Source organism: Streptomyces sp. NBC_00239 (assembly GCF_036194065.1).
GTDB lineage: Bacteria > Actinomycetota > Actinomycetes > Streptomycetales > Streptomycetaceae > Streptomyces.
This window is the reverse complement of the sequence record NZ_CP108095.1, coordinates 2,012,593-2,027,535: the sequence shown is the minus strand read 5'-3', so window position 1 is coordinate 2,027,535 and position 14,943 is coordinate 2,012,593. Positions and strand designations below refer to the sequence as shown.

Annotated in this window: 14 protein-coding genes and 1 pseudogene; all 15 read left to right on the top strand. The window is 72.1% G+C overall.

Annotation, left to right across the window (positions count from 1 at the left end; translation table 11 throughout):
- Positions 1 to 101: 101 nt before the first annotated feature.
- The 15 genes and pseudogenes from OG764_RS08805 to OG764_RS08735 all read left to right on the top strand — a co-directional run bounded on the left by OG764_RS08805 (position 102) and on the right by OG764_RS08735 (position 14,892).
- Positions 102 to 764 carry a hydrolase gene (locus tag OG764_RS08805; RefSeq protein WP_328967846.1) on the top strand — a complete coding sequence of 221 codons (663 nt, stop codon included), beginning with the start codon at positions 102 to 104 and terminating at the stop codon, positions 762 to 764.
- 5 nt (positions 765 to 769) lie between these two features.
- Positions 770 to 1,276: a DoxX family membrane protein gene (locus OG764_RS08800; protein ID WP_328967845.1), complete on the top strand. Its 507-nt coding sequence runs from the start codon at positions 770 to 772 to the stop codon at positions 1,274 to 1,276.
- A gap of 92 nt (positions 1,277 to 1,368) precedes the next feature.
- Positions 1,369 to 1,947 carry a Dps family protein gene (locus OG764_RS08795; protein ID WP_328967844.1) on the top strand — a complete coding sequence of 193 codons (579 nt, stop codon included), beginning with the start codon at positions 1,369 to 1,371 and terminating at the stop codon, positions 1,945 to 1,947.
- Entirely contained in the window at positions 1,947 to 2,357 is a 411-nt protein-coding gene (locus tag OG764_RS41720; protein ID WP_443055874.1) for an FAD-dependent oxidoreductase, read from the top strand. Before OG764_RS08795 ends, OG764_RS41720 begins: the two co-directional genes overlap by 1 nt.
- Positions 2,354 to 2,509 (top strand): annotated as a pseudogene (locus OG764_RS08785) (esterase); the annotation flags it as partial. The gene OG764_RS41720 and the pseudogene OG764_RS08785, both read left to right, overlap by 4 nt.
- An 8-nt stretch (positions 2,510 to 2,517) precedes the next feature.
- A complete protein-coding gene (locus OG764_RS08780) occupies positions 2,518 to 4,404 on the top strand; it encodes an amidohydrolase (protein ID WP_328967843.1) in 1,887 nt (628 codons plus the stop codon).
- Between the two features lie 17 nt (positions 4,405 to 4,421).
- A complete protein-coding gene (locus OG764_RS08775; protein WP_328967842.1) occupies positions 4,422 to 5,159 on the top strand; it encodes a GPR1/FUN34/YaaH family transporter in 738 nt (245 codons plus the stop codon).
- A gap of 186 nt (positions 5,160 to 5,345) precedes the next feature.
- A complete protein-coding gene (locus OG764_RS08770; RefSeq protein ID WP_328967841.1) occupies positions 5,346 to 6,071 on the top strand; it encodes an alpha/beta fold hydrolase in 726 nt (241 codons plus the stop codon).
- 103 nt (positions 6,072 to 6,174) lie between these two features.
- Positions 6,175 to 7,506, top strand: a complete 1,332-nt coding sequence (locus tag OG764_RS08765; protein WP_328967840.1) for an ABC transporter substrate-binding protein — start codon at positions 6,175 to 6,177, stop codon at positions 7,504 to 7,506.
- Positions 7,506 to 8,471 (top strand): carbohydrate ABC transporter permease, encoded by a 966-nt coding sequence (locus OG764_RS08760; protein WP_328967839.1) that lies wholly within the window; start codon positions 7,506 to 7,508, stop codon positions 8,469 to 8,471. Before OG764_RS08765 ends, OG764_RS08760 begins: the two co-directional genes overlap by 1 nt.
- Positions 8,468 to 9,355: a carbohydrate ABC transporter permease gene (locus OG764_RS08755; protein ID WP_328967838.1), complete on the top strand. Its 888-nt coding sequence runs from the start codon at positions 8,468 to 8,470 to the stop codon at positions 9,353 to 9,355. The genes OG764_RS08760 and OG764_RS08755 overlap by 4 nt, the downstream gene beginning before the upstream one ends.
- Entirely contained in the window at positions 9,352 to 12,120 is a 2,769-nt protein-coding gene (locus tag OG764_RS08750) for an ATP-binding protein (RefSeq protein WP_328967837.1), read from the top strand. The genes OG764_RS08755 and OG764_RS08750 overlap by 4 nt, the downstream gene beginning before the upstream one ends.
- Before the next feature lie 134 nt (positions 12,121 to 12,254).
- Entirely contained in the window at positions 12,255 to 13,091 is an 837-nt protein-coding gene (locus OG764_RS08745; RefSeq protein WP_328967836.1) for an alpha/beta fold hydrolase, read from the top strand.
- A gap of 104 nt (positions 13,092 to 13,195) precedes the next feature.
- Positions 13,196 to 14,281, top strand: coding sequence for an LLM class flavin-dependent oxidoreductase (locus OG764_RS08740; RefSeq protein WP_328967835.1), 1,086 nt, complete (start codon positions 13,196 to 13,198; stop codon positions 14,279 to 14,281).
- Entirely contained in the window at positions 14,278 to 14,892 is a 615-nt protein-coding gene (locus OG764_RS08735; RefSeq protein WP_328967834.1) for an FMN reductase, read from the top strand. Before OG764_RS08740 ends, OG764_RS08735 begins: the two co-directional genes overlap by 4 nt.
- Positions 14,893 to 14,943 lie beyond the last annotated feature (51 nt).

Below are 14,943 nucleotides of genomic sequence, written 5' to 3'. Positions count from 1 at the left end.
CGCAGAAGGTCAACACGGTCGATGGGGTCGCTCGTAGCTTGAAGGAGTGCCGAGCCGCGGACGCGGGGGGCACGTTACCGATTGCTTCGAGAGGACCCCTCATGTTCGACATCACCAAGGTGCAGGCCGCCCCGAGCAAGGACCTGCTCACGCCCGACAACGCGGTCATGGTCTTCGTGGACCACCAGCCGCAGATGTTCTTCGGCACCGGAAGCGGCGACCGCGCCGCGATCATCAACAGCACCGTGGGTCTCGCCAAGGCGGCTCGGGCCTTCGACGTGCCGGCCGTCCTGACCACGGTGGCCGCCGAGTCGTTCTCCGGGCCCCTGCTGCCGCAGCTCGCCGAGGTGTTCCCCGAGAACGAGACCATCGACCGCACCACCATGAACGCCTGGGAGGACGAGGCGCTCGTGGCGGCGGTCAAGGCGACCGGGCGCAAGAAGATCATCCTGTCGGGTCTGTGGACCGAGGTCTGCCTCGTGCTGCCCGCGCTCTCGGCGCTCGAGCAGGGGTACGAGGTGTACGTCGTGACCGACGCCTCCGGTGGCGTCAGCCCGGCCGCCCACGAGCACGCGCTGCAGCGGATGATCGCCGCCGGCGCCGTCCCGGTGACCTGGGTCCAGGTCCTCCTGGAGCTGCAGCGCGACTGGGCCCGTCAGGAGACGTACGGCGCGGTCATGGAGATCGTCAAGGCCCACGCGGGTGCGTACGGCCTGGGCGTCGTGTACGCGCAGAGCATCATCGGCGCGCACGCAGCCGGCTGACCCCCGTGGACACCGGCATTCTGATCCTGCGTCTGCTGGTGGGACTGCTCGTCGCCGGCCACGGTGTGCAGAAGATCAGCTCGCACCTGGGCGGCAAGGGACTCGAGGGCGGCACGGAGGAGTTCCGCGCCGACGGCTTCCGCGGCGGCGCCCTCACCGCCCTGGCGGCGGGCGGTGGTCAGATCGGATCGGGCCTGCTGCTCGCGGCCGGCCTCCTGACCCCGCTCGCCGCGACCGGCGCCATCGGGGTCATGACGGTCGCGCTCACCGTGAAACGGCGCCACGGGCTCTGGGTGCAGAACGACGGGTACGAGTACCCGCTCGTCCTCATCGGCACCGCCGCCGCCCTCGCCGCCACCGGCCCCGGCGCCTGGTCCCTCGACGCTGCCCTCGGCCTCGCGCCGTACCCGCTGTGGTGGGCCGCCCTCGCGCTCGTGGCCGGTCTCGGCAGCGGACTCCTCACCCGGCTCGTCCTGCACCGGACCGCCGCCCCGGCGATCGCCGAGCGCTGAGCGCGAGCCGCGCAGGCCGGGTCCGGCCGCCCGCGCACCCCCGACCGGGCGGCCGGGCCCTCCCCACCTTCCCTCCCGAACAGGAGCACTCGATGGACACCCGCACGCCCCCGCACGGCGGCGGCCAGCCGCTGCTGCACCAGAAGGGCGCCGAGACCCAGGCGTTCGGCACGCTCAAGCAGTTGCCGATCGGCCTCGGCCACGACACCCGCATGTACGCCTGCCAGCGGCTGAACCGCGTCCTCGCCGACACGCAGATCCTCCACTCCCTCTACAAGAAGCACCACTGGCTCATGCGAGGGGCGACCTTCTACTCGCTCCACGTCATGCTGGACAAGCACGCGGAGGCCCAGCTGGCCATCGTGGACGCGCTGGCCGAGCGGGTCCAGAGCCTCGGCGGCGTCGCCGTCGGGGACCCGCGCCACGTCGCGGAACTGACGGCGATCCCCCGTCCGCCGGACGGCGTCGAGCCGGTGCCCGTCATGCTGTCGCGGCTCCTCGACGCGCACGAGCGGATCCTGATCGACGGCCGGGACGCCGCCGCCCGGCTCTCCGGAGAGGGCGACGAGGGCAGCGCCGACCTGCTCGTCTCCGATGTCATCCGCACCGGCGAGGCGCAGGTGTGGTTCCTGGCCGAGCACCTCGTGGACACCCCTCTGGTGCGCGGCTGATGGACACCTACGACGTCGTCGCGGTCGGCGGCGGTCCGGCCGGCGAGGTCGTCGCCGATCGGACCGCCCGGGCGGGGCTGACCGCCGTCGTCGTCGAGGCCGAGGCGGTCGGCGGCGAGTGTTCCTACCGCGGGTGCGTGCCGAGCAAGGCCCTGCTGCGACCCGGCGCCGCCCGCGCGGCGGCCCGGTCGGCCGACGGGGCCCGGCAGGCGGTCACGGCGGCACTCGACCCGGCGCGCGTCCTGGCCCGGCGCGCCGGCCCGCACATCACCGAAGCGGGCGCGCCGCACGCCCTGGCCGTCTGCCCTCCGGCCGTGGTCACCTACGTGGTCCCCGACGCCGTACGGGCGGCCCGCCGATCCCCCGACCCGCGCACTCTCGTGCATCCCGAGAAGGAGAACCCCTTGTGAAGAACCGTCCGATCCTCGAACCCGCCGCCCAGGCCTTCGCCGACGCCACCGCCCGGCCGCCGTACCTCCACCAGATCCCCGTCGCAGAAGGCCGCAAGGCCGTGGCCGGTGTCCAGAGCGGTCAGGGCGTCCCCCTGCCCGAGGTCGACGAGGCCCTCGCATGACCGGGCCGTCGACGAGCATGCCGGTGGCGGGCCTCGTCCCCGCCCCGCGTCGGGAACACGAGCACGCCGACCTCCTCGTCCGCAACGCCAAGGTGTTCACCGGTGACCCCGACCGCCCCGAGGCCCGTGCCGTCGCCCTCCGCGGCGGCAGGGTCGCGGCCCTCGGCGACGACCACGACCTCGCCCACCTCGTCGGGCCGGGAACGAAGGTCGTGGACGCCCTCGGCCGCCGGGTGATCCCCGGCCTCAACGACTCGCACCTGCATGTCATCCGGGGCGGCCTGAACTACGTCCTGGAGCTGCGCTGGGACGGCGTACGAACCCTGCGACACGCCCTCGCGATGCTGCGCGAGCAGGCCGGCCGCACCCCGAAGGGGCAGTGGATCCGCGTGGTGGGCGGCTGGACCGCCGAGCAGTTCGCCGAGCGCAGGATGCCGACCGTCGCGGAGCTGAACGCCGCCGCCCCCGACACCCCGGTCTTCGTCCTGCACCTGTACCAGTCGGCGCTGATGAACCGCGCCGCGGTGCGGGCAGCCGGCTTCACCCGCGACACCCCGGATCCCCGCGGCGGGCAGATCGTCCGCGGCCGGGACGGCGAACCCAACGGCGTGCTCCTCGCGGCGCCGAGCGCCCTCATCCTGTACTCGACCCTGGCCAAGGCGCCGACACTCGACGAGGCCGACAAGCGGACGTCGACGCGCCACTTCCTGCGCGAGCTGAACCGCTTCGGACTGACGTCCGCGGTCGACGCCGCCGGCGGGTTCCAGAACTTCCCCGACAACTACGCGACGGTCGTCGACCTCGCCCGGTCGGGAGAGCTGACGCTCCGGATCGCCTACCACCTCTTCCCGCAGACCGCCGGGCAGGAACTCGCCGACCTGAAGCGCTGGACCGAGATGGTCAAGCCCGGGGAGGGGGACGAGTGGCTCCGCCTCAACGGCGCGGGAGAGAACCTGACCTGGGCCGCCGCCGACTTCGAGAACTTCTCCGAGCCCCGGCCCGAGCTCGCCGCAGGGTACGAGGCCGAGTTCGAGAGCGCCGTCCGGCTTCTCCTCGAGAACGGCTGGGGCTTCCGGCTCCACGCGACCTACGACGAGACGATCCGCCGCGACCTGGCCGTCTTCGAGAAGCTCGCCGCGGAAGGACTCTTCCCCGGCGGCAACCGCTGGCTCTTCGACCACGCGGAGACCGTCTCGGCCGACAGCCTCGACCGGATCGCGACCCTCGGCGGCGCCCTGTCCGTCCAGAACCGCATGTCCTTCCAGGGCACCGCCTTCCGCGACCGCTACGGCGCCGAGGCCGCCGCCCACACCCCGCCCGTCCGGGCCATGCTCGACCGGGGCCTGACCGTCGCCGCAGGCACCGACGCCACCCGCGTCTCCTCGTACAACCCGTGGGTCGCCCTCCACTGGCTGGTCGCCGGGCGCACCGTCGGCGGCACGGCCCTCTACCCGGCCGGCAACCTGATCGACCGGGAGACCGCCCTCGGTCTCTACACCCGGGGCGGAGCGCAGCTCACCGGCGAGGCGGACGTCAAGGGAACCCTGCGGGAGGGGACTTACGGCGACCTCGCGATCCTCTCCGACGACTTCCTCACCGTGCCCGAGGACGTCATCCCCGACATCGAGTCCGTCCTCACCGTCGTCGGCGGCCGGATCGTCTACGCGACCGCCGAGTACGAGGGGCTCGACGAGGCCATCCCGCCGGTGACCCCCGGGTGGAGCCCGGTGGCCCACTTCGGCGGGTACCAGAGCGGTGCCCGCCAGGCATCGGCCGTGGCCGAGGCCGTCGCCGAGTCCGAGCAGCACCGCCGCTGGCGCGTCGCACGCGGCTCCGTTCCCGACTCGGCGCCGTCCCTCGTCGATCCCTGCTTCGATCACTGAAAGAGAGATCCCACCCGATGTCCGCAGCCTCCCCCGCCGCCGACGGCGGCGACACGCCGGCAGCCCTGCCGGACGTTCCCCCGGGACGCCGTTTCGAGCCGGACCTCCGGTCGATGACACGCATCAACCTGCGCCCCATCGCCTCGCCCATGCCGCTCGGCTTCTTCACGATAGCCATCGCCTCCGTGATGACAGGCTGCCTGCAGCTCGGGATCTTCGACGAGACGGCCCGCAGCGCCGTCGCCCTCACCGTGCTGCCGGCCTTCGCCCTGCAACTCCTGGTGAGCTTCCTGGCCTTCGGCGCCCGTGACGTGATCGCGGCGACGCTGATGGCGGTGTTCGCCGGCAGCTGGCTCCCCTACTCGCTCATCATGCTCAGCGGCGCGGCCGACGGCCTCCAGGTCCTCGGCGTGTTCAACCTGGCGCTCCTGTGCTTCGGGGCCCTGATGACCGCCGTGACCCGGCCCAAGCGCGCGCTGTGGTTCGTCCTCGCGGTCTCCCTGCCCCGCTGGGCGGCCACCGGCCTCGCGGGCATCACCGGCGTCGAATGGCTGACGCGCATGTCCGGCGCGCTCGGCCTCGTGGTGGCGCTCGTCGCGATGTACACGGCGTTCGCCCTGATGCTCGAGGACATGCGCAGCGAGCAGGTCCTGCCCATCGGCCGCAGCGGCCCCGCCCACCTCGCCGTGGAAGGCGACCTGTCCGTCCAACTCCGCAACCTGGAACGCCAGGCAGGCGTACGCCGCACGCTCTGACGGCACCCACCCACCCCTTCATCCGCGGCTGGATCGGCAAGCACCCCGAGCACACCGACCTGGTGCCCGAGGCGAGGCGCGCCCGCTTCGGCCTGTGAAGCACCACGCGAACCCCACGCATCCGCCTCCCGCATCCCCGTCCCCAGCCCCATCCCCAGCCCCAGTCACGCACCGAGGAGTTCCCCCATGCCCCGACACGCCCGCCCCACCGTCGTCCTGGTCCACGGCGCCTTCGCCGACGCCTCCAGCTTCGCCCGCGTCATCCCCGAACTGACCGCCGCCGGCATGGAAGTGGTGGCCCCGGCCGTGCCCAACCGCGGCCTCGTCGACGACGCCGCGTACATCGCCTCGGTGATCCGCGCCGTCGAAGGCCCCGTGATCCTGGTCGGGCACTCCTACGGCGGCGCCGTCATCACCCTCGCCGGGACGGAGGACAACGTCCGCGCACTGGTGTACCTGGCGGGATACGCGCTGGAGGAAGGAGAGAGCCTGGGCGAGCTGCAGGGCCGCTTCCCCGACTCCGGCCTCGCCGACGCGCTCGTCCACACCCCGTTCCCGGTGGCCGGCTCCACCGAGACCGGCACCGACGTCTCGGTGGCGGTCGACCGGTTCCCCTCCCTCTTCGCGGCGGACGTCGACCCCGACCTCGCCGCGGTGCTCGCCGTCTCCCAGCGCCCCCTGGCCGCACGTGCCTTCTCGGAGGCGGCGCCCGTCGCGGCGTGGAAGACCAAGCCCTCGTGGGGCCTGGTCGCCTCCTCCGACCGCACGATCAACCCCGATGTGGAGCGCTACGGGTACGAGCGCGCCGGCATGACCACCGTCGAGGTCGACTCCTCCCATCTGGTCATGCTCGCCCAGCCCAAGGCCGTGGCGGAGCTGATCCAGGACGCGGCCCGGTCCACCGCCCACTGACCAGATCGTTCAGGATCGAACGATTAGTCGATAATGTTCGAGCGCTGGTAGCTTCTGATCGCCCCCGAGGAACCTTCGGCGGGCGATCGGAGAAGATGTACCCATGAGGTTCGGCGCGAGGCTCGCGCTCGCCGTCATCGCCCTCGCCGCCCTTGCCACCGCCTGCGGTGTTCCGCAGGACAGTGTTTCCCGGTCGCAGATCGCCTCGGACTGCGGGCCGTACGCCAGGTACGGCAAGCACCCCGGCAGCAAGGTCACCGTCTACGCGGAGAACCGGGACCGGGAAGCCGACCTGTTCGAAGAGACCTGGGCGGACTTCGCGGACTGCACGGGAATCGACGTCCAGTACGAGGGGGACGGGGAGTTCGAGGCCCAGATCCAGCTGCGGGTCGACGGCGGGAGTGCGCCGGACGTGGCGTTCTTCCCGCAGCCCGGGCTCCTGGAACGCTTCGCGCGGGCGGGGAAGCTCAAGCCCGCGAGCGCCGGGGTCGTGGCCCTCGCGAAGCAGGGCTGGTCGGCTGACTGGAACGGCTACGCGACCGTGGACGGCACCCTCTACGGCACGCCGCTGGTCGCGAACGTGAAGTCGTTCGTCTGGTACTCGCCGAAGTTCTTCCGCGACAGGGGACTGAGCGTTCCCCGCACGTGGTCCGAACTGATGGCCGTGACGGAGAAGGCCGCGGCGTCGGGCGTCAAGCCGTGGTGCGCGGGCATCGAGTCCGCCGAGGCGACCGGCTGGCCCGTGACGGACTGGATCGAGGACGTCCTGCTGCGCCAGCAGGGCACGGACGTCTACGACCAGTGGGTCGCCCACACGATCCCGTTCAACGATCCGCGGGTGATCAGGGCCATGGACACCGTGGGGTCCATCCTCAAGAACGATCGGTACGCCAACGGCGGTTTCGGTCCGGCCCGTTCGATGGCGTCGATCTCCTTCCAGGAGGCAGGCACACCGGTTCTCTCCGGCGACTGTGCGATGCACCGCCAGGCCTCGTTCTACGCCGGCATGTGGCCGAAGGGCACCGAGATCGGACCGGACAAGGACGTCTACGCCTTCCTCCTGCCGGGAGCCGACCCGGCCGGCCGCCCCGTACTGGGCGGTGGGGTGTTCACCGCGACGTTCGCCGACCGTCCCGAAGTGCGGGCGTTCCAGGAGTACCTGGCCTCCGCGGCCTTCGCGAACGCGCGCATGAAGAGGGGCCCGTTCGTCTCGGCGAACAGGGGCGTGGATCCGGCGAACGCCGCGACCCCGGTCGACAGGCTCTCCATCCGGCTGCTCCAGGACCCCAGGACACAGTTCAGGTTCGACGGTTCCGACCTGATGCCCGCGTCGGTCGGCGCCGGGACGTTCTGGAAGGGAGCCGTCGACTGGATCGGCGGCGCGAGCACCCGCCAGGTCGCCGACTCCATCGAACGGTCCTGGCCGAGCCGCTGATGTCGTTCGACGCCGTCGCCCAGCAGCCCAAGCTGCTGTACCTGCTCCAGGGCGTCGCCGCCTTCGCGGCGGTCGTCTCCCTGACCCTGCTGGCGCTGCACCGGGGGCCGGTACGGAGGAGGGCCGCGGCCCTGATCCTGCTGGCCCCCGCACTGCTGCTGCTCACCGTCGGTCTTCTCCTGCCCGGTCTGCGCACCCTGGTCCTGTCGTTCACCGACAGCGGGGGAGACGCGTGGGCCGGCTTCGACAACTACGTGTGGATGGTCACCGACCCCCGGGCGCTGGTCGCGCTGCGCAACACCCTGGCGTGGGTGGTGCTCGTGCCGTTGGCGGCGACCTCGGTCGGTCTGCTCTACGCGGCGGCCGTCGTACGGTCGCGGTGCAGAGCGCTCGCGCTGTCCCTCGTCCTGATGCCGATGGCGATCTCCTCCGTCGGCGCGGGCGTCGTCTGGAAGTTCGTCTACGCCTACCGTCCCGCGGAGACCGGGCAGATCGGGCTGCTGAACCGGCTCGTCGTCGCGTTCGGCGGCGAACCGAGGCAATGGCTCGTGGAATCCCCCTGGAACGTCCTCTTCCTCATCGTGGTGATGGTGTGGACACAGGCGGGCTTCGCGGCCGTCCTGCTGGCCGGCGCGATCAGGGCCGTTCCCGGAGAGCTGACCGAGGCGGCCCGACTCGACGGCGCGTCCCCCCGGCAGATCTTCCGGTGGATCACCATGCCGTCGATCAGGCCCACGCTGCTCGTCGTGGTCCTCGCCCAGGCGATCGGCACCTTCAAGGCCTTCGACATCGTCAAGACCATGACCGGCGGACAGTTCGACACGGGCGTCATCGCCCACGGGATGTACGACCAGGCCTTCCGCTACGGCGAGACGGGCCGCGGTGCGGCGCTCGCCGTGCTCCTCTTCGTCCTCGTCACCCCCTTCGTCGCCCACCAGGTCCGGGCACGGCGGAGGACAGCGTGAACGGCGTCCGGGAGCGTCTGGCCTCCCGCGCCTTCACGTCGATCGCCGTGGTGATCGCGGTCCTGTGGACGACACCGACCCTCGGTCTGCTGCTCTCCTCGTTCCGTCCCGAGGAGGAGATCAAGACGACGGGCTGGTGGAACGTGTTCGGTGCGCCGCACCTCACGCTCGACAACTACGGCGAGGTGCTGTCCGGCGGCGGGAACGGGTCGGGGCGGCTCGCGGAGCACTTCGTCAACTCCGTCGTCATCACCCTTCCCTCGGTGCTGTTCCCGCTCGTGCTGGCGTTCCTCGCGGCGTACGCCCTGGCGTGGATCGACTTCAGGGGGCGGGACGCGCTCGTCGTCGGCATCTTCGCGCTCCAGGTCGTGCCGCTCCAGATGGCGCTCGTCCCCCTCCTGAAGCTGTTCTCCCAGGGCTGGCTGTTCCTGCCCGCGTGGAACCTCACCGGTCCCGCGCGTTTCGGCCAGGCCTGGTTCGCCCACACGGTCTTCGCGCTGCCGTTCGCGGTGTTCCTCCTGCACAACTTCCTGGCAGGGCTGCCCCGGGACCTGATCGAGGCCGCCCGCGTCGACGGCGCCTCGCACGGGACGCTGCTGCTCCGGATCGTGCTGCCCCTGGCCCGCCCGGCCCTGGTCTCCTTCGCCATCATCCAGTTCATCTGGGTGTGGAACGACCTCCTCGTGGCACTGACGCTGTTGGGCGGAACGACCGAGACAGCGCCGATGACGGTCAGACTGGCGAGCATGGCCGGGACGTACGGCAACGAGTGGCAGCGGCTCACCGCAGGAGCCTTCGTGGCGGCGTTCGTCCCGCTGCTCGTCTTCTTCTCCCTCCGGCGGCACTTCGCGCGGGGACTGCTCGCCGGATCGGTCAAGGGATGAGCCCCGAGCGACCCGGGGGAGAAGGCACCGCGGTGCCCGGGAGCGCGGGGCTGAGCCGGCCCGGGCTGCGGGGCCGCGAAGCCGAGCTGGAGCGGCTGCGCGCCCTGGTCGAGGCGGTGCGCGACGGCGAGGGAGGAGCGATCGCGCTGATCCTGGGCGAGCCCGGGATCGGGAAGACCGTACTGCTGCAGGAGACCGTCTCGATCGCGCGGGCCCACGGGTTCGTCGTCAGCCACGGACGCGCCGAGGAACTGCACGAGCTGGCACCGCTCGCCTCACTGGCCTCCGGCCTCCTGCACGGTGACCCGCCGCTGCTGTCCAGCACGGACTTCGCAGACCTCGCGGGCCACCACGACCAGCGCATCTGGCTCGTCGAACGACTGGCCCAGCTGATCGAGGAACGCTCCGCGGGCACGCCGGTACTGATCGCGGTCGACGACGTCCAATGGGCCGACCCGCTGAGCCGGTTCGCCCTGAGCGTCATGCCGGCACGGCTGCTCAGCTCCCCGGTCCTCTGGCTGCTCACGGGCAGGAACGACCCGGAACCGTACGGGCAGGGACCGCGGACGACGACCCTCCCCCTCCGGCCGCTGTCCGACACGGCCCTGGCCGAGCTGGGACGGGACGTCCTCGGCTGTGACGTGCCGGTGAAGGTCGCGGAACTCCTCGACGGGGCGGGAGGCAACCCCTTCCTCGCGGCCGAGCTGCTCACGGGGATCGCGACGTCGGACGCGGACGCGCCGGAGCCGCCGGAGCGGCTGGTCCTCGGTGTGCGCGACCGGCTGGCCGACCTCCGGCCGGACACCCTCCACTTCCTGCGGATCGGCTCGGTCCTCGGCCGCGCGTTCTCGCTAGCGGACGCCGCCGCCCTGTGCGGCCGGCCCGCCTCAGGACTCAGCGCCGAAGTGGACGAGGCGATCGCCGCCGCCCTCCTCCACGACGACGGCGAACGCCTCCTGTTCCGCCACGACCTGCTCCGCCAGGCCGTGTACGCCGATCTCGCCCCCTCCGTACGCCGGGCGCTGCACCGGGAGGCCGCGAGCCGGCTCGTCGCGGCGGGCCGGAGCTCCACCGACGCGGTCCCGCATCTGCTGAAGAGCGCCGAACCCGGTGACCAGGAGGCGATCGGGCTGCTCGGCACGGCCGCCACGGACGTGATCGCCGTGATGCCCGACCTCGCCGCCGACCTGGCCGTACGCGCCCTGGAACTCGTACCGCCCCATGCGCCCATGGTGTTCGACGTGGGAGAACGGGCCATCGTCGCGCTGACCCGCGCGGGCCGGTACACCCAGGCACGGGACACCGGCGACACGCTTCTCGCCCGCCGGCCACCCCTGGACGTCTTCGCCCGTCTGCAGTCCGTACTCGGCGACACGCTGTGGCACCTCGACGACGTCCACGAGCTGACCCGCCGCTCGACGGCAGCACTGGCAGCCGTCACCGACCCGACGATCCGCGCCCGTCTCACCGCCCGGCAGGCCCTCGCCCGGTCCCGCGGGCGCGACCTCGGGGCCGCTCGCGAGACCGGCGAACAGGCGCTCGCCGAGGCGGAGCGGTCCGGTGACCGGGAGGCCCGTGTCCTCGCGCTGTGGGGCCTCGGCGAGATCGCCCTCAACGCGGGCGACTGCGCCGCCGCCGTCGAACACCACACGGCCCTGAGCGTGTTCGACACGGCCTTCCTGCCCGAAGAAGCCGTCGCCCGGATCCACATGGACGACTTCGACACCGTACGGAGACTGCTCCGGACTGCGGGCGACGCCCCCCTGCGCCCCGCCATGCTGATCTGGGCCCAGGGAACCCTGAACATCGGGCTCGGCCGGCTCGACGACGCGGACGCCGACCTCGTCACCGCCGAGCGGCTCGAAGCGGACCTCCACCTGCCCGGCAACCTGGTCAACATCCGCGTCAACCGCGGCCTCCTCGCGATGCTGCGCGGCGACCGCGAAGCCGCGCGGGAACACCTGGACCTCGTGCGGGCGACCGTGGCCGAGCGGCCGAACACGGGCAACCACGCCACGCACCAGTACTTCGAGGCGGTCGTCGCCGACGCCGACGGCGACCACGCGGCAGCGGCCGAACTGGTCCGATCCGTGCAGCGCGACCATCCCTTCCTCCGATGGCGGCTCCTGCGCCCCCACGTCGTGACGGCCGTGCGGATCGCCCTGCGCGGCGGGGACCGCAACCTGGCCGAGGACCTCGCGGCCCAGGCCGTCGAACACGCCACCCGCAACCCCGGCGTGCCGACCGCCCAGGGGGCGGCCGCCCACGCGTCCGCCCTGGCGAACGCCGACCACGGACTCCTGGAGCGGTCGGTCCGCATCCTCCTCACCGGCCCCCGGCCGCTGCCCCTCGCCGCCGCATCCGCCGACCTCGGGCGCGCGCTCCTCGCAGCAGGCGACCCCGCCGCGACACCCGCCCTGACCAGGGCCCACGACATCTACGCCCAGGCGGGGGCCGATGCCGAGGCCGACCGGGTCCGGGCCGATCTGGAACGGGCCAGCAGCCGCTCCGGCCGGCGCACCGGAGGTCTCCGGCCGCGCCCCGGCCAGGGCTGGGACGCCCTCACGACCTCGGAACGCAAGGTGGCCCGGCTGATCGCCGCGGGCCACACCAACCGGTCGGCCGCACAGGTCCTCGTCGTCTCCCCGCACACGGTCAACACCCATCTGGCGTCGATCTTCCGCAAGCTCTCGGTGCGCTCGAGGGTCCACCTGGCCCGGATCGTGCTTGCGGAGGGCGACGCCGGAACAGCCGACGGCGGCTGAGAGACCCCTGCGCCTGCGTGCCAGGTGTGGTGCGCGGTACGGCAACAGGAGGTGCGGGACCGGTCCTAGCGTGACGGGCGTACCGCGCCGCTTCGACGCGCGGACCAGCCGACCTGAATCGAGAGAGCATCCCCATGCCGTACATCACCGTGGGCCAGGAGAACACCAACCCCATCGAGCTGTACTTCGAGGACCAGGGCGCCGGGCAGCCCGTCGTCCTCATCCACGGCTTCCCGCTCGACGGCCACTCCTGGGAGCGCCAGAGCGCCGCCCTGCTCGACGCCGGCCACCGCGTCATCACGTACGACCGCCGCGGTTTCGGGCGGTCCTCGCAGCCGACCGTCGGCTACGACTACGACACCTTCGCGGCCGACCTGAACACCGTGATGGAGACCCTCGACCTGAACGACGCCGTCCTGGTCGGCTTCTCCATGGGCACCGGCGAGGTCGCCCGCTACGTGTCCACGTACGGATCCGGCCGGGTCGCCAAGGTCGCCTTCCTGGCCTCGCTCGAGCCCTGCCTGCTCAAGAGCGACGACAACCCGGACGGCGTCGCCCCGAAGGAGTTCTTCGACGGCGTCGTCGCCGCCGTCAAGGCCGACCGCTACGCCTACTACACGGCCTTCTTCAACGACTTCTACAACCTCGACGAGAACCTGGGCACCCGCATCAGCGAGGAGGCCGTCCGCAACAGCTGGAACACCGCGGCCCGCGGCGGCTCCTTCGCCGCGTCCGCCGCGCCGGCGACCTGGTACACCGACTTCCGCGCCGACATACCCGCCGTCGACGTGCCGGCCCTGATCCTGCACGGCACCGCCGACCGCATCCTGCCGGCCGAGGGCACGGCGCGCCCGTTCCACAAGGCGCTCCCGTCGGCCGACTACGTCGAGATCGAGGGCGCCCCGCACGGTCTGCTGTGGACCCACGCCGAGGAGGTCAACACCGCCCTCCTCGCCTTCCTGGCGAAGTGACGCCGCACCGTTGACCCGCCGGGTGACGCCGGAGCCCCCGGCGTCACCCCGGCCCCCGGTTCCCCGGCGCGGGAACCGGACGAGCCCAGGAGGGCAGACACCCCATGCAGTTCGGCATCTTCACCGTCGGGGACGTGACCCCCGACCCCACCGACGGCCGCACTCCGACCGAACGCGAGCGCATCAAGGCGATGGTCGCCATCGCGCTCAAGGCCGAGGAGGTCGGCCTGGACGTCTTCGCGACCGGCGAGCACCACAACCCGCCGTTCGTACCGTCGTCGCCGACCACCATGCTCGGCTACATCGCCGCCCGCACCGAGAAGCTGATCCTGTCCACGTCCACGACGCTGATCACCACGAACGACCCGGTGAAGATCGCCGAGGACTACGCGATGCTCCAGCACCTGGCCGACGGCCGGGTCGACCTCATGCTGGGGCGCGGCAACACCGGTCCGGTCTACCCGTGGTTCGGCCAGGACATCCGCCAGGGCATCAACCTCGCCAAGGAGAACTACGCGCTGCTGCGCCGGCTGTGGCGCGAGGACGTCGTGGACTGGGAGGGCACGTTCCGGACACCGCTCCAGGCCTTCACCTCGACACCGCGGCCCCTGGACGGCGTCCCGCCCTTCGTCTGGCACGGCTCCATCAGGTCCCCCGAGATCGCCGAGCAGGCCGCCTTCCACGGCGACGGCTTCTTCCACAACAACATCTTCTGGCCGGCCGACCACACCAGGCGCATGGTGCAGCTCTACCGGCGCCGGTTCGCGCACCACGGCCACGGCCGGCCGCAGGACGCCGTCGTCGGCCTGGGCGGACAGGTCTTCATGCGGAAGAACTCCCAAGACGCCGTACGGGAGTTCCGGCCCTACTTCGACAACGCGCCCGTGTACGGCCACGGCCCGTCGCTCGAGGACTTCACCGAGCAGACCCCGCTGACGGTGGGCTCTCCCCAGCAGGTCATCGAGCGGACCCTGTCGTTCCGGGAGGCCGTCGGCGACTACCAGCGCCAGCTGTTCCTGATGGACCACGCGGGCCTGCCCCTGAAGACCGTCCTCGAACAGCTCGACATCCTCGGCGAAGAGGTCGTGCCCGTGCTGCGGAGGGAATTCGCCAAGGGGCGTCCGGCCGACGTGCCGGAGGCCCCCACGCACGCGTCCCTTCGCGCCGTCGGGGAGGTGTCCGCCGCATGAAGCTGATCGTCGTCTCCGCGGGGCTGAGCACCCCCTCCTCCACCCGCCTGCTCGCGGACCGGCTGGCCGAGGCGGCCCGCGACGAACTCGCCGCCCGAGGGCAGGCGCCGTCCACCGGGGTCGTGGAGCTGCGGGAACTGGCCGGCGACATCGCCGACCACCTCGTGACCGGCTTTCCGCCGCCGCGACTGAGCGCCGCGATCGACGCGGTGACGGCGGCTGACGGGCTGATCGTGGTGACTCCCGTGTTCGCGGCTTCCTACAGCGGCCTCTTCAAGTCCTTCTTCGACGTGATCGATCCGGACGCCCTCACCGGACACCCGGTCCTGATCGCGGCGACGGGCGGTACCGCCCGCCATTCCCTGGTCCTTGAGCACGCCGTGCGCCCGCTCTTCGCCCATCTCCGCGCCGTCGTCGTCCCCACCGCCGTGTTCGCGGCCTCCGAGGACTGGGGCTCGGGGGGAGACGAGTACACCGACGGCCTGCCCGGCCGCGTCCGCCGGGCGGCCGCCGAGCTCGCCGTGCTCATGGCGGCGCGCCCGGTCGGTGAAGAGCCCGAGGACGACGTCACCGTCCTCGAACGGCAACTCGCCGACCTGCGCTTCGACTGAGGCGGGCACCCGGTCCGGGCACCCCGGGCCGGGCGACGGCGGGGTGGTTCA